Origin of the sequence: Cohnella sp. WQ 127256 (genome assembly GCF_024519285.1) — a bacterium.
Taxonomy (GTDB): Bacteria; Bacillota; Bacilli; order Paenibacillales; family Paenibacillaceae; genus Cohnella.
In genome coordinates, this window is record NZ_JAMZCY010000010.1 from 86,855 (window position 1) to 106,405 (window position 19,551).

21 protein-coding genes are annotated in these 19,551 nt (G+C 44.1%); 17 read left to right on the forward strand and 4 right to left on the reverse strand.

What is annotated here, in order from left to right:
* Nucleotides 1–170 precede the first annotated feature (170 nt).
* Nucleotides 171–647: a C40 family peptidase gene (locus tag M1K58_RS25305; RefSeq protein WP_256761671.1), complete on the forward strand. Its 477-nt coding sequence runs from the start codon at nt 171–173 to the stop codon at nt 645–647.
* 72 nt (nt 648–719) lie between these two features.
* Here M1K58_RS25305 and M1K58_RS25310 read toward each other — a convergent pair whose 3' ends face one another.
* From M1K58_RS25310 to M1K58_RS25325, 4 genes are all read right to left on the reverse strand, one after another.
* A complete protein-coding gene (locus M1K58_RS25310) occupies nt 720–1,520 on the reverse strand; it encodes a DUF4358 domain-containing protein (RefSeq protein WP_256761672.1) in 801 nt (266 codons plus the stop codon).
* Nucleotides 1,521–1,613: 93 nt separating this feature from the next.
* Nucleotides 1,614–2,756 (reverse strand): DHHW family protein, encoded by a 1,143-nt coding sequence (locus tag M1K58_RS25315; protein WP_256761673.1) that lies wholly within the window; start codon nt 2,754–2,756, stop codon nt 1,614–1,616.
* 17 nt (nt 2,757–2,773) lie between these two features.
* Complete coding sequence (locus M1K58_RS25320; protein ID WP_256761674.1) at nt 2,774–4,171, reverse strand: MBOAT family O-acyltransferase; 1,398 nt, start codon at nt 4,169–4,171, stop codon at nt 2,774–2,776.
* A gap of 6 nt (nt 4,172–4,177) precedes the next feature.
* Complete coding sequence (locus M1K58_RS25325) at nt 4,178–4,681, reverse strand: DUF4358 domain-containing protein (RefSeq protein ID WP_256761675.1); 504 nt, start codon at nt 4,679–4,681, stop codon at nt 4,178–4,180.
* Between the two features lie 283 nt (nt 4,682–4,964).
* On the opposite strand from M1K58_RS25325, the gene M1K58_RS25330 reads away from it, so the two are divergent.
* From M1K58_RS25330 to M1K58_RS25405, 16 genes are all read left to right on the forward strand, one after another.
* Entirely contained in the window at nt 4,965–5,549 is a 585-nt protein-coding gene (locus M1K58_RS25330) for a TerD family protein (protein WP_256761676.1), read from the forward strand.
* 89 nt (nt 5,550–5,638) lie between these two features.
* Nucleotides 5,639–6,214: a TerD family protein gene (locus M1K58_RS25335; RefSeq protein WP_256761677.1), complete on the forward strand. Its 576-nt coding sequence runs from the start codon at nt 5,639–5,641 to the stop codon at nt 6,212–6,214.
* A 78-nt stretch (nt 6,215–6,292) separates the two neighbouring features.
* A complete protein-coding gene (locus tag M1K58_RS25340) occupies nt 6,293–6,871 on the forward strand; it encodes a TerD family protein (protein ID WP_256761678.1) in 579 nt (192 codons plus the stop codon).
* A gap of 12 nt (nt 6,872–6,883) precedes the next feature.
* Entirely contained in the window at nt 6,884–7,465 is a 582-nt protein-coding gene (locus M1K58_RS25345) for a TerD family protein (protein ID WP_256761679.1), read from the forward strand.
* Nucleotides 7,466–7,494: 29 nt separating this feature from the next.
* A complete protein-coding gene (locus tag M1K58_RS25350) occupies nt 7,495–8,781 on the forward strand; it encodes a TerD family protein (protein ID WP_256761680.1) in 1,287 nt (428 codons plus the stop codon).
* Nucleotides 8,782–8,823: 42 nt separating this feature from the next.
* Entirely contained in the window at nt 8,824–9,630 is an 807-nt protein-coding gene (locus tag M1K58_RS25355) for a TerC family protein (RefSeq protein WP_256761836.1), read from the forward strand.
* A 91-nt stretch (nt 9,631–9,721) separates the two neighbouring features.
* Nucleotides 9,722–10,930, forward strand: a complete 1,209-nt coding sequence (locus tag M1K58_RS25360; RefSeq protein WP_256761837.1) for an HpcH/HpaI aldolase/citrate lyase family protein — start codon at nt 9,722–9,724, stop codon at nt 10,928–10,930.
* Nucleotides 10,869–12,281 (forward strand): phosphoribosyltransferase family protein, encoded by a 1,413-nt coding sequence (locus M1K58_RS25365; RefSeq protein WP_256761681.1) that lies wholly within the window; start codon nt 10,869–10,871, stop codon nt 12,279–12,281. The genes M1K58_RS25360 and M1K58_RS25365 overlap by 62 nt, the downstream gene beginning before the upstream one ends.
* 21 nt (nt 12,282–12,302) lie before the next feature.
* Entirely contained in the window at nt 12,303–13,442 is a 1,140-nt protein-coding gene (locus M1K58_RS25370) for a cysteine protease StiP family protein (protein ID WP_256761682.1), read from the forward strand.
* Nucleotides 13,443–13,445: 3 nt separating this feature from the next.
* Nucleotides 13,446–14,252 carry an HAD family hydrolase gene (locus tag M1K58_RS25375; RefSeq protein WP_256761683.1) on the forward strand — a complete coding sequence of 269 codons (807 nt, stop codon included), beginning with the start codon at nt 13,446–13,448 and terminating at the stop codon, nt 14,250–14,252.
* Nucleotides 14,249–15,265, forward strand: a complete 1,017-nt coding sequence (locus M1K58_RS25380) for an ATP-grasp domain-containing protein (RefSeq protein WP_256761684.1) — start codon at nt 14,249–14,251, stop codon at nt 15,263–15,265. Before M1K58_RS25375 ends, M1K58_RS25380 begins: the two co-directional genes overlap by 4 nt.
* A gap of 86 nt (nt 15,266–15,351) precedes the next feature.
* On the forward strand, nt 15,352–16,068 hold the full coding sequence (locus M1K58_RS25385) for a DUF456 domain-containing protein (protein ID WP_256761685.1): 717 nt from the start codon (nt 15,352–15,354) through the stop codon (nt 16,066–16,068).
* 21 nt (nt 16,069–16,089) lie between these two features.
* Nucleotides 16,090–17,190: a toxic anion resistance protein gene (locus tag M1K58_RS25390; RefSeq protein ID WP_256761686.1), complete on the forward strand. Its 1,101-nt coding sequence runs from the start codon at nt 16,090–16,092 to the stop codon at nt 17,188–17,190.
* A 327-nt stretch (nt 17,191–17,517) separates the two neighbouring features.
* A complete protein-coding gene (locus M1K58_RS25395; RefSeq protein WP_256761687.1) occupies nt 17,518–18,102 on the forward strand; it encodes a hypothetical protein in 585 nt (194 codons plus the stop codon).
* Nucleotides 18,103–18,169: 67 nt separating this feature from the next.
* Nucleotides 18,170–18,847: a TIGR00266 family protein gene (locus M1K58_RS25400; protein WP_256761688.1), complete on the forward strand. Its 678-nt coding sequence runs from the start codon at nt 18,170–18,172 to the stop codon at nt 18,845–18,847.
* A gap of 99 nt (nt 18,848–18,946) precedes the next feature.
* A complete protein-coding gene (locus M1K58_RS25405) occupies nt 18,947–19,489 on the forward strand; it encodes an RNA polymerase sigma factor (protein ID WP_256761689.1) in 543 nt (180 codons plus the stop codon).
* Nucleotides 19,490–19,551: the final 62 nt, after the last annotated feature.

The window sequence follows — 19,551 nt, forward strand, 5'->3', positions numbered from 1 at the left end:
GAATCATAAATTAACGTTTTCTAACCCTTTTCTAAGAAAGTCTGATATATGCCGTGGTAATTGGGTTTACCCTCTCCTTGGTAAATTATTGGGTATAAAACGTATGATATATTAATTCCCGACAGCAATGGTTCAATTGCAACCAGAGAAGCCGGGAGGAAATTTACAACATGAAAAAGAAGTTCACATTAAAGTTATTATTAGCTAGCAGTTTACTTATATCGGGGTTGTTCGGTACTATGATGGTTTCATCGCCGAAAGCGAGCGCTGCTACGGAACAATCCCTAAGCCTTATCGCTTACGGCAAAGATTATGTAGGCACACCTTATCAATTCGGAGCGACACCAGGCGTTACTAGCGTGTTTGATTGCTCCTCCTATGTTCAATATATTTTCAGCCAATTTGGACTAGATCTGCCACGGACTTCTGTTTCCCAATCGTATGTTGGTGAGAAAGTTCAGAAAGAGGATCTTAGCGTGGGAGACCTTGTGTTCTTCAAAACCGGTGGGAGCGGAATTAGTCATGTTGCGATCTATGCGGGAAACAAAAAGATTCTTCATGCAAGTAGCAGTCAAGGCGTTACCGTATCTAATATGACTTCAAGCTATTGGACGAAAGCTTACGTAACAGCTCGTCGGGTGCTGTAGCTTTTAACTAAAAAAGGATTGAGCAGGGAGATATCTGCTCAATCCTTTTTTGGTATGTCTTTGAAAGTTGCATTACTTTTTGTCGAAGGCAGCATTAAATGCTTTCTCTAGTCCATCGGCGCTGTCGGATATGAGGAACAGTACATAGTTATCTTTTGTAACGATTTTATAGTTTTTAGCATTCTCGTATTGATCGGGCAGGTAATTCTCGAATTGCTTCTGAACGTCTCCCGCGCGTTTCTCGATCCCTTTTTTGATCGTTGCGATATCTTTGGTTTTATTAACTTTGAAAATGGCAATTTCGTTCGTCTTGACGTTCATCATAGGAGTTTTAACCGTAAAATCCGCAAGCAGTTTCGTATCAATGCCGTATGCGGTTTTAAGTTGCTCTGCATCCATGTCCATCAAGCTTGGCTGCTCAATTTCCTTCAGCATTGCGTCCAGAATATCTTTGGTTGCCGGAGCAGGTGCCTTGCTTGCTTCTGGTTCCTTAGATGGCTCAGGCTTCTTGCTTGGTTCAGGCTTCTTGCTTGGCTCAGGTTTCTTAGTAGGTTCAGCTGGCTTCTTACTTGGAGCAGGTTCCTTGCTCGCCTCAGGCTTCTTACTAGGCTCTGGAGTTTTGCTCGCTTCGGGTGACTTGCTTGGACTAGCTTCTTCGCTTGGGCTCGCCTCAGGGCTTGTACTAGGCTCTTCGCTAGAACTAGCTCCTTCACTTGGGCTAGCTTCCGGGCTAGCGCTTGCTTCACTGCTATTAGAGGATTGGCTCGTTTCTACAGGAGCCTTATTATTGTTATCAGAGTTGCCAGAGCATGCGGTAAGTAAGCTTCCTAGAAGTGCAGTAACTAACATGAATGTAATTGCGCTTTTTTTCATAATGTAAAATTCTCCTCGGTGTGTGTGATCATTTGTACAAGCATACTAACGTAGACTTTCAGCTTAAGGTTGCAGTAAAATACCATTCTTCCTCTAATCGTCTATTTTCAGAATTTCTCCATTGTCGACGAAGGTTGCGGTGTTGAATAGCATCAACACGTCCTTGATCCCATTTTGGGCCATATAATCGCTAATGCTGCCGTTATAATAACGGATGTCGATGACATGAATTTCCGGTACATGCTGCGTTAAGAACGGCAGGAAGCTATGCGCGTAGGAGTCCTTCACGACGAGTAGCTTTTCTGTCGTCACAGCTTGCGGATCCAACGGACTCTTAAGGGTCATCAATGCATGCACGCCGCCTAGAAAATAAGAGTATTGATCCTTCTTCTCCAAGAAACTATCGTCGTATAGATTAGAGAACGTTTTATCCGTATCTGCAATGTACATTTCTGTCTGTACAGGATGTTTGGGTATATAGGTTTGAATCGTATCCGGTGTTAAACCGCTAAATTGGCTACGAGTGTGATAGCTTCCAAGGAAAGATTCACTCACGTTCGTAATTTGAAATTCCTCTTGACTCATTGGCTCCCAGCCCATCTTCTCAGCGTAGGCTATGTAAGCATAATAAGCGCCGAGCGTCGTCCAGTGGTGATCCGTCTTGTAATAGATTTGTTCTGAGGCATGAGGGCTCAGGAAACGAAAACCATCCATAAAGGATAAGCCGTCCTTCAAGTGATCGGCAATAAAGTCGTTGACCTTAGCTTCCGAATAATTCGGGGCCTTCCATGGCAAGCGCTCAGGGTACATACCGATCGACGTAGGTGCCAGCATGAAGGTCATGCTCGCGTCCGGATGACTGTCAGCAAATTGCTTCACGGCTTCCACGTATTGCTGTAATTTCGCATAATCAGGCTCTGCAAACTTTTCGAATAAGTAGCCGTCCTTCCCCCTGAAGATTCCGTTATTCTCCTGCTGTAAGCGCAGCTGCTCCATCGTGGACTTCGTCCATACCCAATCGGCACGGAAAGGAAAATGATCTGTTACGAAGCTCTCAGCTTGATCGGCAAATGTCTTGGATATGAGGTTGTCCCATGTAAGCTGAGGGGTAGCCTGCAAAGTACGATTTTCCAGCTCTGAGAATCGTTCCTTGGGCATAAGGAAGAAGGCCAATGACATCAGGAACAATATGGAGACAAATCCCCCAACCAGGATACGGTCTGCTTTCTGTTTCATTCGTTCACCTCATCTCGTTAGAAACGGAAATATAAGAACGGGTTAAAGGTCGCATCCACTAAATAAGACACCGACAGGAAAAATAGAATGCCGCACCAAGCCACATTCAGTAGCGAGCTTTTACCTTCATTGTTATTAGTCGTTGAAAGCTTCTTCCTAGAAACGGATGCAATAATAAGCACCACAAGCAAAATCGCATTCGTATAAGTGAAATACATCGTGTTACTATCCCATAGGGGCTGGCCAGTAAATCCCACCATTGCTTGTAAGTAGTGACCGACCTTCGGAAGCTCATCAAAGGCAAACAGTACCCAGCCGATGAGAATGAGAATAAGGGCGTAGACATGTCTAACCCATCGTGGAGATTGGCCGAGTAGCTTTAAGCCCCACCATTTTTCGAAAATAAGAATGACACCGAAGTATAATCCCCACAGCAGGAAGTTCCAGCTAGCTCCATGCCAGATGCCCGTAAGTAACCAGACGATAAGAATATTACGCAATTGAATGCCTAATCCTCGACGGTTACCACCAAGAGGGATGTAGACGTAATCACGAAACCAGCTGCTAAGCGAAATATGCCATCTCCGCCAGAAGTCCGTAATACTCTGTGCAGTATAAGGCTTATTGAAATTTTCATTGAAGCGGAAGCCGAACATAAGTCCGAGACCAATAGCCATATCTGAATATCCACTGAAGTCGAAATAAATTTGGAAAGCAAAGGCAATAATACCTAACCAAGCGGTTAAAACGGGTAAAGAACCGGCATCTGAGCTCGATATCGTATCCCAAAGCAGTCCGATATTGTTAGCAAGGAGCACCTTTTTGGCAAGACCAATAATGAAGCGCCTAACGCCTTCCGCGAACATCTCAATGCTAACCGAACGCTTGCGCAATTGCTCTGCAATGGTGTTGTACTGAACGATCGGTCCAGCGACCAATTGTGGGAACAAGGCAACGAACGTACCGAAGTCGATCCAATTGCGCTGTGCTTTGGCTGTCCCCCTGTACACATCAATGATGTAGGACATGGATTGGAAGGTATAGAAGGAAATCCCGATCGGGAGAGCCAGCTCCGTTAAAGGGATTTGGGTTCCTAACAGCTCATTCACATTGTTAATGAGGAAGTCCGCGTATTTGAAATAGGACAGGAGCCCGAGATTAACAATCACGGAGGATACGACAATGGTCTTGCGCCATACCGGACTCCGCTTCGAGTTGCTTAATAGCAACCCGAAGATGAAATCGGTGACGGTGGAAATGAGCATAATAACGATGTAAACCGGCTCACCCCATGCATAGAACACAAGGCTGGCTAAGAATAAGATAAGATTCTTAATTCTCCATGGTGAGCAGTAATACAGGAGCAGGACGGCAGGGAGGAATAAGAACAGGAACAGCAGGCTGCTGAATACCATGGCCGTCTACTTTTGCTCGAAGAAGCTATCGTATGCTTTAACGAGCTCGTCTGCTTTATCTGAAATGACGAACAGGATGTAGTTTCCTTTAGTTACGAGCTTGTAGTTTTTAGCGTTCTCGTATTGGTCTGGAAGATAAGTCTCAAATTGCTTTTGTACGTCGGTTGCGCGTTGCTTGATTGCTGCTTCGACAGTAGCAATATCTTTGGCATCTTTGACCTTCACGATCGCAATCTCATTCGTCTGCACGTTCATGAGGGGAGTTCTGATTGTATATTCTTCAAACAATGCTGCATCTAGATGATAGAGGTTTTCGATCATTTCCGGATCTAACTCCATTAGCATAGGCTGCTCGATTTGCTCGAACATTTGATCTACCATTTCTTTGGCGGAGGCCGTTGCTTGGATTGCAGCCTCCTTGGAATTACTGCTATTACTGCTATTGGAGCAGGCGCTAATCACCAAACTCAGTACGATAGTTAATAGCAGAACGAAAGTTCTTTTTTTCATTATTGTGCACTCTCCTTGGTGTGATATTGTTCGAATTCGACAAGCATACTAACGACGAGATGTCGAATAAGGTTTCAGTGGAAATGGGTTTGCCAGATTTTACTTGAATTTAAGGTGCTAGGCATCGAAACGTGTCCAGAATTAGGTTATAATTTAATTGTTGTCGTTATTTGAAACCTTTTTGTCGTTTGGTCGTAAATTAGGTTAGTTAATGGGTGAGAGAGTGATAGAATCCATTACACACGCAACAGATTGATATCTTTGAAGGGAGACCCTACTTGAAATGACGATTTCTCTAGTAAAAGGACAGAAAATCGATTTAACGAAGGGTAACGCCGGACTTAGCAAAATTATTGTAGGCCTCGGATGGGATCCTATTCAGAAGAAAAGCTTCTTCGGCTCCAAGAAATTGGACATTGACTGTGATGCTTCGGCGTTGCTGCTCGATGAGAACGGTAAGCTTCAAGGGAAAAACTTAGTATGCTTTCATAATTTGAAAAGCCCTGACGGTTCAGTCGTTCACTCTGGAGATAACCGTACGGGAGAAGGCGACGGCGACGATGAGCAAATTCATGTCGATCTAGGTCGCGTTCCAGCGAATATTCACAAAATCTTGATGGTCGTAAACATTTATGACTGTGTGAATCGTAAGCAGGATTTCGGAATGATCTCCGCTGCATACATTCGTGTGCTCAACCAAACTAATGAACAAGAATTAATTCGCTTTAACTTAACAGATAGCTACGCTGGTATGACGGCTCTAGTTGTCGGTGAAATTTATCGTCACAGCGGCGAGTGGAAATTTAACGCGATTGGCGAAGGCATGAATGCGCCACACATTGATATTTTGGCTCGTTCTTACCAATAATAAACTTTTATGTCCAAACAAAAACACTTTCGGCGTCTTCAGACGTCGATGAAGCTGTAAAATAAACCCAATGAGAAGAGGTCATTTAAATGTCAATCAGCTTATCTAAAGGTCAGAAAATCGATCTTACAAAAACAAACCCAGGTCTTACGAAAGTTCTAGTTGGATTAGGTTGGGATACGAACAAGTATGACGGCGGTAAAGATTTCGACCTTGATGCTTCTGTCTTCTGTCTGAATGCAGCGGGTAAAGCAGCTACCGAGAAAGATTTCATCTTCTACAATAATCTTAAAAATGCGAATGGCTCCATTGAGCATACAGGCGATAACTTGACAGGTGAAGGCGATGGGGACGATGAGCAAGTAAAAGTGAACCTTTCAACTGTACCTGCGGAAGTTGAGAAAGTCGCATTCTGTATTACGATTCACGAAGCTGCGGAAAGAGCGCAAAACTTTGGACAAGTTACGAATGCTTTCGTGCGTATCGTTAACGAAGACACTGGCGCTGAGCTTATCCGTTATGACCTGGGAGAAGATTTCTCGGTTGAAACAGCTGTAGTCGTTGGAGAACTTTACCGTCATAGCGGCGAATGGAAATTCAATGCAGTTGGTAGTGGGTATCAAGAAGGACTTAACGGCTTGTGCAAAGATTACGGCTTAATGTAATAATCATTAAACCCTAATTACGAGGGACCGCTTCTCAACTGAATTGCGGTCCCTTTTTTAATTCAAGGAGGGGCTCTCATGGCTGTTAACTTGTCCAAAGGTCAGAAAGTTGATTTAACGAAATCTAATCCAGGTCTCACTAAAGTGAAAGTCGGTTTGGGTTGGGATACGAACAAATATGATGGTGGAAGTGCATTCGATCTTGATGCCTCATCCTTCTGTTTGAATACTTCAGGTAAAGTGAACTCCGAACGCGATTTTATTTTCTATAACAACAAAACAAATATCAATGGAGCCATCCAATTATCCGGTGACAATCAGACGGGTGAGGGAGCTGGGGATGACGAATCCTTAACGATCGATCTGAGTCAAGTTCCAGCGGATATAGAGAAAATCGCATTCTGTATTACAATTCACGATGCAGCAGCTCGCAATCAGAATTTCGGACAGGTAGCTAACGCATATGCCCGTATCGTTAAGGATGGGACTGAGGAAGAGCTTATCCGCTACGATCTGGGAGAAGACTTCTCCGTTGAGACAGCTGTAGTCGTTGCGGAATTATATCGTCATAGTGGTGAATGGAAATTCAGTGCCGTGGGTAGTGGATATAGAGATGGATTAGCAGGATTATGCCGTGATTTCGGCGTTCAAGTATAGGAGGGCGTTCCCATGACAATAAGTTTATCTAAAGGCCAAAGAATTGATTTAACGAAAACAAATCCTGGTCTAAAGCAAGCGATAATTGGACTCGGATGGGATACGAATAAATATACAGGCGGAGAAGCATTTGACTTGGATGCATCTGCTTTCTTGCTTGACCAGAACGGTAAAGCAGGTGGAATAGAAGATTTTGTGTTTTACAACAATCTTTCTGTATACAACGGTGCGGTCGTTCATACGGGGGATAATCGTGACGGACAAGGTGAGGGTGATGATGAGCAGATCAAGCTTGATTTCTCCAAAATCCCTGCACAAATCCATCGCATTGGCATTACCGTAACGATTCATGATGCTCAGCAGAGAATCCAAAATTTTGGTCAAGTATCCAACGCCTTCGTTCGGTTGCTAGATGAGCAAACCGGGAGTGAAATTCTTCGCTACGATCTAGGAGAGGAATTCTCAGTCGAAACGGCTATTGTCGTTTGTGAGCTATATCGTCACGGCCCGGATTGGAAATTCCAAGCCGTGGGCTCCGGTTTCTCAGGCGGACTTTCCGCTCTAGCTAATAATTATGGCCTTGATGCCAAATAAGCTGAACCCCAAACGGAGGATTTATTGCGATGACTTTGTCCATCATTAAAGGTCAAAAAACAGATATAACCAAAAACAACCCGTCATTGAGTCGTATTATTGTAGGGATGGGTTGGAATTCTACATCTGGGGTCGAATTAGATTTCTCAGTTTTTGCGCTTCAAGGAAGTGGGAAAGTAAGATCAGATCAAGACTTGATCTTTTATTCGAATCCTTCTGGCGCTAATGGTGCAATCCAAATCGTAGGACAAGCTAAAAAAACATATGGAAACCAAGAAGATAAAGAGCAAGTGAACATCCAGTTAGGAAGTATTCCAAGCGATATTGAAAAGGTTTCCTTTACTTTAACGATCTATGAGGGCGATGTGCGTAAGCAAAATTTCTCTCTTGTGAACGATGCTTATATCCGGGTAATGGACGAGGCATCGGGAAATGAATTGTTTCGATATGAACTTGGAAAAAACTTTCCTGTCGAGACGGCGATTGTCGTGGGGGAATTATATAGATATAACAGCGACTGGAAGTTTAATGCAATAGGCTCTGGTTATTCTGGTGGGTTATCCGCATTGTGTGGAAGCTTTGGCGTTGATGTGCGTGAAGATGCTGCACCCACACCACCAGCAGCTTCCCCGGCACCATCTGTTGAACCGAAGCCTACTGCAGGACAAGCATCTTCTGCTCCTGTTCAACCGCCGGTCACTCCTCCTTCCTCGATTCGATTAGATAAGATTGAGCTTCGCAAAAAAGGTGAGGTCATCAATCTACAGAAAAAATCGGGTTCCTTGGGTGAGATTCTGGTTAACTTAAACTGGAATCGCAAGAAAACAGGAGGCGGGCTATTCAAAGCCGCTACAGGCATCGACTTGGATTTGGGGTGTTTGTTCGAGATGAAGGACGGCTCGAAGGGCGGTGTGCAAGCACTGGGCAACGCTTTTGGAGACATCAATCGACCGCCTTATATTTCACTTGATGGTGATGACCGAACAGGGGCATTGGCCGGTGGTGAGAACCTAAGGATTAATGGAACAAAAGTGGCCGATATCGAGAGAATTGTCATTTTTGCCTTTATATACGAAGGGGTAACGAACTGGTCGCAAGCGGATGGTGTTGTCACCATTAAACAGTCTGGCGGTCCGGATATCGAAGTGAAAATGGACGAGTACAACAATAGCAAAAGGCTTTGCGCCATTGCGATGATCAAGAATGTGAACAATCAAACCTTCAGCATTGAGCGATTGGTTCAATTTTTTAATGATCAACGGGAACTGGATCAAGCGTACAACTGGGGATTGACTTGGACTAAAGGTAGGAAGTAATTACACAAGTAGATAGAACGAACGAATATTGAAGGGGGGTCCATCATGGTAGATTTTTTTAGTAATTTTGTGGATAGCTTTGCTAACTTTTTCGATTGGGCTCATATTGGAGAGATTTTATCTCAGCCCTCTACCTGGGGAATTATCGGGACACTTGTTGTTCTTGAGGGCTTGCTTTCCGCTGATAATGCATTAGTACTAGCCGTAATGGTTAGGCATCTTCCGAAAGAGCAGCAAAGGAAAGCTTTGTTCTACGGACTTATTGGTGCATACGTATTCCGGTTCTTGGCCATTGGTATAGGAACCTTCTTAGTTAAGATCACCTGGATTAAAGTGGCTGGGGGTCTGTATCTCCTCTGGATTGCACTTAGTAATTTGTTTCACTTGGAATTTGCCCTTGCCCGCGTTGGTGGCATTCCACTTATTCCTTACATTCGACGCAAAGATCAAGAAGAAGATGGCGAGATCAAAAATAAAGGCCTCAGCTTCTGGCGTACCGTTCTTGCCGTTGAAATCATGGATATCGCCTTCAGCATCGACAGCGTATTAGCGGCTTTCGGTGTGAGCGAAGAAGTATGGGTATTGTTCCTAGGAGGTATCCTTGGGGTTCTGATGATGCGTGGAGTCGCCCAAGTATTCCTGAAGCTGATCGAGAGGTATCCAGAGCTCGAGAAAGCGGCGTTCATCCTTATTATTGTTATTGCCGCTAAGATGATTGGTGGAGCATTCGGTTTCCACGTTTCGCATGCGGTGTTCTTCTCCATCCTCATCGCTATCTTCCTTGGTACGATGGTTATTAGCTCCATTAAGAGGAAGAAGGAAGAAGCCAAGTCTTCTGACTCTGTATAGAACAATTTAATGAACGAAACAACTATGTATAGACGTCGGAATATCCCTCATGGACAAATGAGGGATATTTTTGACTAAGGAGATGATGTCAGTGCGATATTTTGACTATCTGACCCCGGAACAGGAAAGTGATATTTTTCATTACCTCCCTACGGAGTTCAGCAACCGAGATGATAAGGAGCTATTAGCTTATGCGGTAGGGGCAGCCCTCTATATGCCTGCGATAAGACCAACGATAGCTGACGATATTATTAACCAGAAAATTAAAGGGCTTGTTTCCCTCGTCATCGATTTAGAGGATGCTATAGGAGACAATCAATTGCAGCTTGCTGAACAGAATCTATGTGATACGATAGCGAAGCTTCATAGCTATATAACGATTGGATTACTTCACCCAAGTGCGTTACCCTTAATTTTTGTCCGTGTTCGAAGTGCGGAGCAGCTAGAGAAACTACTCATTCTTTTATCCGATCATCTCTCATTGATTACAGGCTTTGTATTTCCTAAATTTACACCTACATCTGGTGAAGCTTATTTTCGGATACTGGAGGATTATAATACAGGTAAGCCCTCGAATGCTCCGATCTTATACGGAATGCCGATCTTAGAAACACCTGATGTGATCTTTCGGGAGAGCCGGCTATCCACATTGTTAGACATCCAAGCTTTATTAATGAAGTATAAAGCTTATGTGCTTAATGTACGTATTGGGGCGACTGACTTTTCGAGTATTTTCGGATTAAGACGAAACCCAGATATGACGATTTATGATATTGGAGTCCTTCGGGATTGTGTGACGGATATTATTAATATTTTCGGCAGAGAAGGCAACAGCTTTGTGATTTCTGGTCCTGTGTGGGAGTACTTCAAGAGCGATCGGGTTCTGAAGCCACAGTTGAGAACAACCCCTTTCAAGGAAGAGATGGGTCAAGATGGGCTGAAGCTGAGAATGTCATTCCTTGATCGTTCGGTAGATGGTTTGATCCGCGAGGTGGCGTATGATAAGGAAAACGGAATTATTGGTAAAACAATTATCCATCCCACCCACTTGAGGCCGGTTCAATCGTTATATGTCGTCACGCATGAGGAGTATAGCGATGCTGTTAGCATTATTGCGAATAGTCAAGGTGACCACGGTGTTATGAAAAGTAAGTACGAGAACAAAATGAACGAAATCAAACCGCATCTTAACTGGTCAAACCGGATTATGAGCAGATCAAAAATATTTGGGGTGCTTCATGAGAAACACAACTTTACCTGCCTACTCGCTGAAACAGAGCGAGCAACCGCACTTGTATAAAATATTGGATAGCTTAGAGGTCGAAGTGAATGTGACCTCGAATCCTTATGACTTGAAGCTAGACCATCTGTTCCAGATGGCCGCCAGAATTAATAAGAAACGTGGCTTTCTCTTCGTCAGCAAGCTGCTGGGCAAGCATTTGCCTGTTCATCCGGCTCTATCTCTAGCATCTGGTGCGATATTAGGGTGCTTATATGAATCTACGATTCTAAATCGTTCATCCGCTATGTCTGTCGTGCAATTACGTGAAGCCTTCGAGAACACAAAACTAGCGGATGAGCTATACGAGCAACTTATGGATAAGAAAATCAAAGTGGATGAGCCGACATTATTTATCGGATTCGCAGAGACGGCTACCGCCCTTGGTCATAGCATGTTCGATGCTTTCGAGGGAAATGTAACTTTCCTGCATACAACTCGGGAGCAGATTGATGATATGCATTCCCTAATTAACTTTGAGGAAGAGCACTCCCATGCGGTTTCTCATCGTTGTTATGCCGATAATCCCGATCTCTTCCGCAATGCGTCTAGAATCGTATTAGTGGACGATGAGATCACTACTGGGAATACATCGCTGAATATCATTAAAGAGTTATTTGAAAGATTCGGGCATACCGACTTTATTGTGGCGAGTCTACTGGATTGGCGTTCAGCGCAAGATAGAAGCCGGTTTGATCAATTGGAGCAAGATCTTGGGATTCGGATCCGCTGTCTGTCATTAGTAGAGGGCTTCATCTCCGTGAAGGGGAGTCCTTTGGAGGAACGAGAACCTATCGCGCCTAAGATATCGACGGATAACGAAGTAACCTTTCGAACACTAGACGTTTCCCCATACTTTAAACCTCATGAGTCTGAGAAGCGCTCCACTGCTGATGGTGGTGTTGCTGGGAATGATGTATTGTATGTTAAGCATACGGGTAGATTTGGAATGGATGCGTTGCAAGGTGAAGCGCTGGATCAAGAAATCCAACAAGCTGCTGCTTACTTGGTTTCGCAGAGAACGGGCAAGCGAATTCTGTGTATCGGAACGGGCGAGTTCATGTATATTCCGATGAGGATTGCCGCTCTCATGGGAGATGGGGTCAGCTGTCAATCCACGACAAGGAGCCCTATTCATCCGCTACAGAGGGAGCATTATGCTATCACCTCAGCATTCCCGTTCGACTCCATTGAGGATGCCTCCATCCCGAACTTCATGTATAATTTGTCCCCTGGGCAATATGACGAAGCATTTGTGTTTGTTGAAAGAGCGTATGATGCAGACAACGGGAAATCCTTTGAGCAGGCGCTCTCCGAGATCGGTATACCTGTCGTAAATCTAGTTACATTTTCACATTGCAAGGAAGTATGAGTTAAGTTCGGAGGGCATGAGATGAAATCATCAATACTGGACGGGGAATTAGCTACACCATCTCCAATGGGAAGTTACCATTCTGAAGATGTCGTATTTCTGTTAAAGGATTTAAGTCATCTGGAGCTGGAGAGAGGAACGGAAGACCGTGAGGAAGCGATTCAAACGGGTACGCACTATTCAGAAATGCTACCTATTGAATATCGTCCAACGGATGCTTATATTCAGCTGTTTCATGAGACGCTTCATCTGACAGCTAGACGTGTAGCAGAAGCGGTAGCTATCGTATCTGAACAGATTGTTAGCAAGCGTGGGACTTCTCTAGTTCTTGCATCGTTAGCTAGAGCAGGGACTCCAATCGGAGTATTAATCAAAAGATACATTCAAGCTTATTATCAAGTGGATGTACCTCATTACAGTATTTCAATTATTAGAGGCAAAGGCATCGATGAGAACGCCATTAAATATATGCTACGTAAGCATCCACAAGCCGAAATCCAGTTTGTTGATGGCTGGACAGGCAAAGGTGCCATTCGAAAGGTGCTCATTGAAGCTTGCGAAAGCTTAGAGCAGAAATACGGGGTTCAATTAAACGACGATCTTGCCGTGCTCGCGGATCCAGGCTGCTGCTCCGCGACGTTCGGCACACGTGATGATTTTCTCATTCCGAGTGCTTGTCTGAATTCCACAGTGTCGGGCTTGGTAAGCCGAACGGTTCTAAGGGATGATCTGATCGGACCTGAAGATTATCACGGAGCCAAGTACTACCGGGAATGGGAGAAGGATGATCTATCGAACGAATATATCGATACGATTGCACATCACTTCGATTCCGTAAGGGATGAAGCCAGGGTACAGGCAAAGTTACTGTTGGAGTCTAAGGGCGAGAGTGCTGCTGTGACATGGAAAGGTGAACAAGATATCCGTAGAATCCAAAATGATTTTAGGATTGATAACATTAACCTTGTCAAGCCTGGGGTCGGGGAAACGACGCGTGTGCTGCTACGAAGAGTGCCATGGAAAATTCTCGTAAATGACTTGAACAATTCAAATCTTGCTCCTATCCTTCTATTGGCTAAAGACCGTGGAGTTCCCGTTGAAGTATATCCAGATTTGACTTATTCATGTTGCGGGATCATTAAGCCGCATAGGGAGGACTAAGATTTGATCTTTGCCTGCGATTTGGACCAGACACTTATTTATTCGCGTAAATCAATGGGGATTATCGATGCGGATGAGCTCGTTCCTGTAGAAACCTACGAAAATGACTACCTCTCCTTCATGACGCGAACGGCTTACCACAACCTTCAACAGCTTAGTCAGCAAATCCATTTTGTACCTGCTACTACGAGAATCTACGAGCAATTCCAGAGAATATTTGGATTGAACGAGGGTATTCGCTCCCGTTATGCCGTCATCAGTAATGGGGGTAGGGTGCTTATTGAGGGTAAGCCGGATTTGGATTGGGAGAATCGAGTTCGGGAGACGGTACGTAAGGAATGTGCTCCCCATGACGAAATCAAGCTGATGTTTGAACGACTTGTTCATGCGGATTGTGTCATTAAGGATCGTTATTGTGACGACTTGTTTTATTCTATTATTGTGGAGCGTGACTTGCTTCCTCCAGGCTTGATGGTGGAGCTAGAAAAGCTCCTTCGTGGCTATGGCTGGAACTGCTCACTTCAAGGACGTAAAATTTATTTAGTACCGGACCATGTTAATAAAGGTGCGGCTGTTCAATATGTTAAGGAGTTGTCTAATTCTCGGAGTATTTTCGCGGCTGGAGATAGCTTGCTGGATGAAAGTATGCTTGTCATTGCCAACGAGGCTATGGCTCCTAAACACGGTGAGCTCTATCGGAAATACGGATCACACGATCATATTCGTTTTACGGAACACTCGGGTATTCGGGCTTCGGAAGAAATCATAGATGTATTAATGAAGCGGATGGAGGTAAGGGACGTTATATGACTAATATTTATTTGAACCGCTGGTTTTCAGTCTCTTACCACTACATGAACATGATTCGCGACAACCCTGATAGACAGTTATTTAAGTTTTACGGCACGCATCCAGATCCGAGCCATTTGAGCTTGCAGGCTTGCGATTACTCGGAGCAAGAGCCCGTTCTACACGGTACTGAGTATGTCGATTATGCCGTTAATTTTTGTAAGCGCCATAAAATTGACATTTTTATCCCCCGTCTCAAGATGCTCGAAATTGCTAAGGAAGTTCATCGATTCGACGCCATTGGTACAAAGGTAATGGTGTGCCGCGACATTGAGCTTCTGGAGTGTATGATCGAAAAAGATCAATTTTATGAAAAGCTTCAAGGTACCGGTGTAGTCCCCATTCCGGAATACTATATCGTTGAAACGGCACAGCAATTCAAAGAAGCGTATGAAACGCTTATCGGTAATGGACACAAGGTGTGCTTTAAGCCGACGAATTCCGAGGGGGGCATGGGGTTTCGGATTATCGATAACAACATGAATCCGTTAGAAAATCTATATAGCTGGGTTAGCTTATCGGTTCCTTTCGAGCAAGTGTATGACACGCTATCTGCTGTCGAGAAGTTTCCCAAGCTGATGGTGATGGAGCTGCTGGAAGAGGATGAATTCAGCATTGACTGTCTGGCAGACGCAGAGGGGAAGCTCATTACTGCTATTCCAAGAAGAAAGTCTTCCGGTCGAATCTACATTATGGAGGATATTGCTGAGCTTACTCAGATTGCTTGTAATGTTGCAGAGAAGTGTCGAATACCGTTCGTCTACAATATTCAAGTGAAGATGAACAAAGGTATCCCTAAGCTTCTAGAGATTAATCCGAGAATGTCTGGCGGCTTGTATATTACTTGTTTGACTGGGGTGAATATGCCCTATCTAGCGGTTAAGACGATCATGGGACAACCTTTCGAGCAACCCAAGCCTCAGTTTGGAGTCAAGGCTAGCTACATTGAAAAGCCAATTATTATGAAGGAATAAGAGTTACTTCCGATAATAAATTGACGAGAGCTGTTGAAAATCATAAACTTATACCAATAGATTGTAAGTTGGGAGGTATGATTTGTTTGCTTCGTTCCAAATGGGGGTTAATCTCCGTAATTATTGGTTATGTCGCTGGGCTAGTTACGTCTAAATTTCTTCCTATTCCTGTTGCGTTAATATTTCCTGTGCTTGGGACGATGTTGGGTTCAGTTATACGTCAATCCGAGCTCAAAGTGGCCAAGCTTGTTGCGGAAAGAGATGCGGCAACTGCAGCCGCAGCAGCAATTACCGCTACGAATAACAGCCAGAGGGTAGAGCCACCACAGTCTTCTAACAGTCGGGTTGTCGATGCTTCGTCGTCACAGTCGGACAAGGCTACAAGCGAGAGAGCTATCCAGTTAGGGCCGGAATGGGACTCGATTATTGAGTATATCGGAACGATCGAGGATATGGTGCTACTCGAAGGGGAGAAGGACAACCTCGATAATGAAATCGTTCAACGGACGCTTTCTGTGCTTGTGAGGTTAAATCGGATTATTCCACAAATTGTTGCCTTCAATAACGGTGAAATTAATCATAAGATTCAACGGTTAGTTTTGAAGGATTTGAATGGCGCAATTACACCGTTTATTCATTTAAGTGGTGAAGCCAAACGGCAGAACCGCAGAATTTTATTGAATAGCCTTAAAGATATCGACAATCAAATTTCCACTTACACGAGCTTCGTAGAGCAGAAGGACCTGATGGAATTGAAAAATAAGGCCGAGCTCATACATCAACGATATGGCGCAGGAAATTAAACTTATGGGGAGGATTTACGCATGAGTACACAAGCCATTCTTCTTAAAGATTCAGACACAGCTAAAGTACAGCAAGAAGCGCAATCTACAATTCAACGGATTTCTTCAACCGACTCTACCCAATTGGATTCTTTAATGGATGAGATCGGGAGAATGGGTCAGAGGACGATGGAGAAGGCTGGGGCTAATCTTACCTTGCTGGAGCGTCCACTGAATGATCTCTTAAATGGTAAGCGCTCCGAAATTGCGGGCAACATTATGAAGCTGCGCAACGAGGTCGATGACTTAAACCGCAGTAAGGATCTATCGCTTATGCAGAAAATTCTGCGCAAGACTCCGATGAAAAACTACATCATGAAGTATCAGTCGGTTAAAACCAACGTTAACGCGATTATTTCCGCGCTTCGTAATGGTAAAGATACTTTGGAAGAAAACATCGTGCATATGCGTAACCTGAAGCAAATGTGTCTTACGGAAATGTATAACGTACAGCAACGCATCGAATTGGGTAACCAGCTTAGAGTGTTGTTCGAGCAAGAGATCGCTAAGCCGGAAAATGAATCTCGGAAAGCTCAGCTTGAACGTGGACTACGTAAGGTGGTAACTCGTATTCAAGCATTTACAGAGATGATTATGCTGTATCAGCAAGCGATTGCCGGCTCTGACATCATTAATGATAATAACGACAAGCTGATTGATTCAGTTGATGCAACAATCGATAAGACACAGCATCTGATTACCGTGTCGGCGATGATTGCAACGGCACTGGATGATCAGTTGAAGGTTATCGATGCTGTTAATGCGACGAATGAGATGCTAGGTAAGCAGTTTGCCGAGAATGCACGTCTCCTTAATGAAACAACTCAGAAGACGACACAAGCGATGACAAAATCAGCGATGTCCATGGAACAGATTAATCAAGCCATGAATGACCTGACTTCGGCCATCACGCGTTGCGAGGAGTCGAATCGGACGATCATTTCGTCTGCTACGGAACAAACCGCGCGTCTTACAGAAATCAACAAGCAAATGGGTCAACGTTTAGGCTTGAATTCTGGTAAGAGTGCTGCAGCAACGCCTGCAGCTATTCAAGAGCCAGCGATTACAAGTTTGTTGGACTAGCATCTTCCCCTCATCAGGTCGGCCAGTGTTACTGGCTGGCCTTTTTGTTGACTACGCTCGGCAATACAAGCTCTACTAAATATCGTCATATTTTCTCTATTAACTGGATAGACTTGAATTACAGGTAGAATATCCGGATTTAGTAGAGAGGAAGATTAATATGGTGATGAGCTGGGTAATTGGGCTAAGCATGCTTGTATTAATCGTAGTGGTAAGTAGTGAAAAAGCAGAGGCTATTATGGAGCTATCCGAAGATTAGATTTTCAAATCCCTCCCAATTTGTTACTATACCAATATGCGACAGCGAGAGTGGGAGGGGAAATTGGTTTGGATTTTACCTTTGAAATTTTGGATTCCACGACAATTAATATCCGTTTCAATTATGGAGGAGAATGGTTCGAGTTCAATATTTTTTATAAAGAAAATCAATGGATTTTACACCCGTTCGATGCGAATTTGTTAGGCAACCCGGACATGTGTCGACTTGTCATTGCAGATTTATTAGCGAATAAGCCATTTCAGGTCATGCTGGCCAAAGAACGGATTATGCTCTCTCAGCTGAGAACTTCTGTTGATGTGTCCGGTTCTTATGATCAGGATCCTCCGATACGTGGAAGAAAGTTCGAAGAGGATAGAGAAGAAGAAACAACGGACGCTCTGGACAATTGGATCAGAAGCCATTCCTTTGAAGAGATACTTACTCAGGAGCTGCAAGGGATCGAGGGACGACTTGAGCTCTTTAATTCCTTACTTCAGAAGATGTTCTATGAAAACTTAGGTCCTGGAAATGTAGAGTTCGATAAGGTTCAAGAGATCACTCGGATTTACAAGGATGCAGCTAGTAAAATGAACGTATTAATAGATCCAGATAATAACTTAGGAAATCGAGATTTTAACCGGAAGCGGTTCTAAGTAACGAGTTTAACCGATTATTTATGGCCTAAATGATTAGGCATTCTAACAATTGGGGGGATTAATTATGAAGCACGAAGTTCTGTACCAGGGAGCATTTGCACTATTAAAGATTCAATTGAATGCTGGGGAGAGCGTTAAGGCAGAATCAGGTGCAATGGTATCTATGTCTCCTAACGTTGATGTCAAAGGGACAGCGGACGGTGGAATTATGGCTGGCCTAGGGAGAATGCTGAGCGGTGAGACGTTCTTCTTTCAGGAGCTGTCTGCCAATCGGGGTGGCGGTGAGGTGCTGTTGGCTCCTTCCACGATGGGTGATATTCAGTCCGTAGAGCTCGATGGCTCTTATCGACTTTTCGTGCAGAAGGATGGGTTTCTAGCAGGGACAAGCGGTATCCAGGTGAATACGAAGATGCAAAACTTAAGCCGCGGATTGATGTCCGGTGAAGGGTTCTTCATCATCGAGATCAGCGGTACAGGTACTGTATTTCTATCCTCCTACGGTGCGATTCATGCCATTAATCTGGAGCCAGGAGAAGAAAGAATTATCGACAATGGCCACTTGGTTGCTTGGCCGGATTATGTCCATTATTCGATCGAAAAAGCTTCTAAAGGCTGGTTCTCCAGTATTACAAGTGGAGAAGCGCTTGTATGCAGGTTTCGCGGAGAAGGAATCGTTCTTATTCAATCCCGTAACCCTGCTGGGTTCGGAAATTGGATCAAGAAATTCATACCAGGACGTTAATCGTGTAGTTTTTGCAAATTTTCTGTGAATTCATAGCAGACAAGCTCTCTTCTGATATAATAGGGGATATTGAGGCCTACAGAGAAGAGGTGCAAACCTATGGATATGCAGCATACTGTAGACAGGGGAATCCCTGCTATCTCCTATGAGCAATTATTTGAGCATTATAAAGATAAAATTTTTAGCTTTGCATGGAAAATCTTGCGTAGCAAGATGGACAGTGAAGAAGCCGTTCAGGAAACGTTCTTGAAGCTCTATATTAACTTTGAGCGATTAGATCCTGCGGGCTCCGTCTCGTCCTTAATTTTCACAACGACTAAAAATATTTGCATCGATATTTTGCGCAAGCGAAATACAAAGCTTACTTTAGCCCATCCCTTGATGAAGCATGAAGGGTGGGAGGATCAAGCTGTTGAAGCCCAGCGCCCGGAAGATGTGCTTATCTCGAAGGAAGCTTCCGAGAATTTGCTCGCGGCTATTAATAAGCTACCGAAGGCTTACCGGCTTATGGTCTATCAGCGTTATGTGCTTGATATGTCTATGGATGAGATTGTGGAAATAAACCATGTGAAGATGAATACGGTCAAATCCCGTCTCAAGAGGGGTAGAGATTTACTCAAGAAGAACATGGATAAGGGATAATGAAAGCCGAGATACCCCGGAGGAAGGTCCGGAATTCTCGGCTTTTGTTTAAAGCATGCATG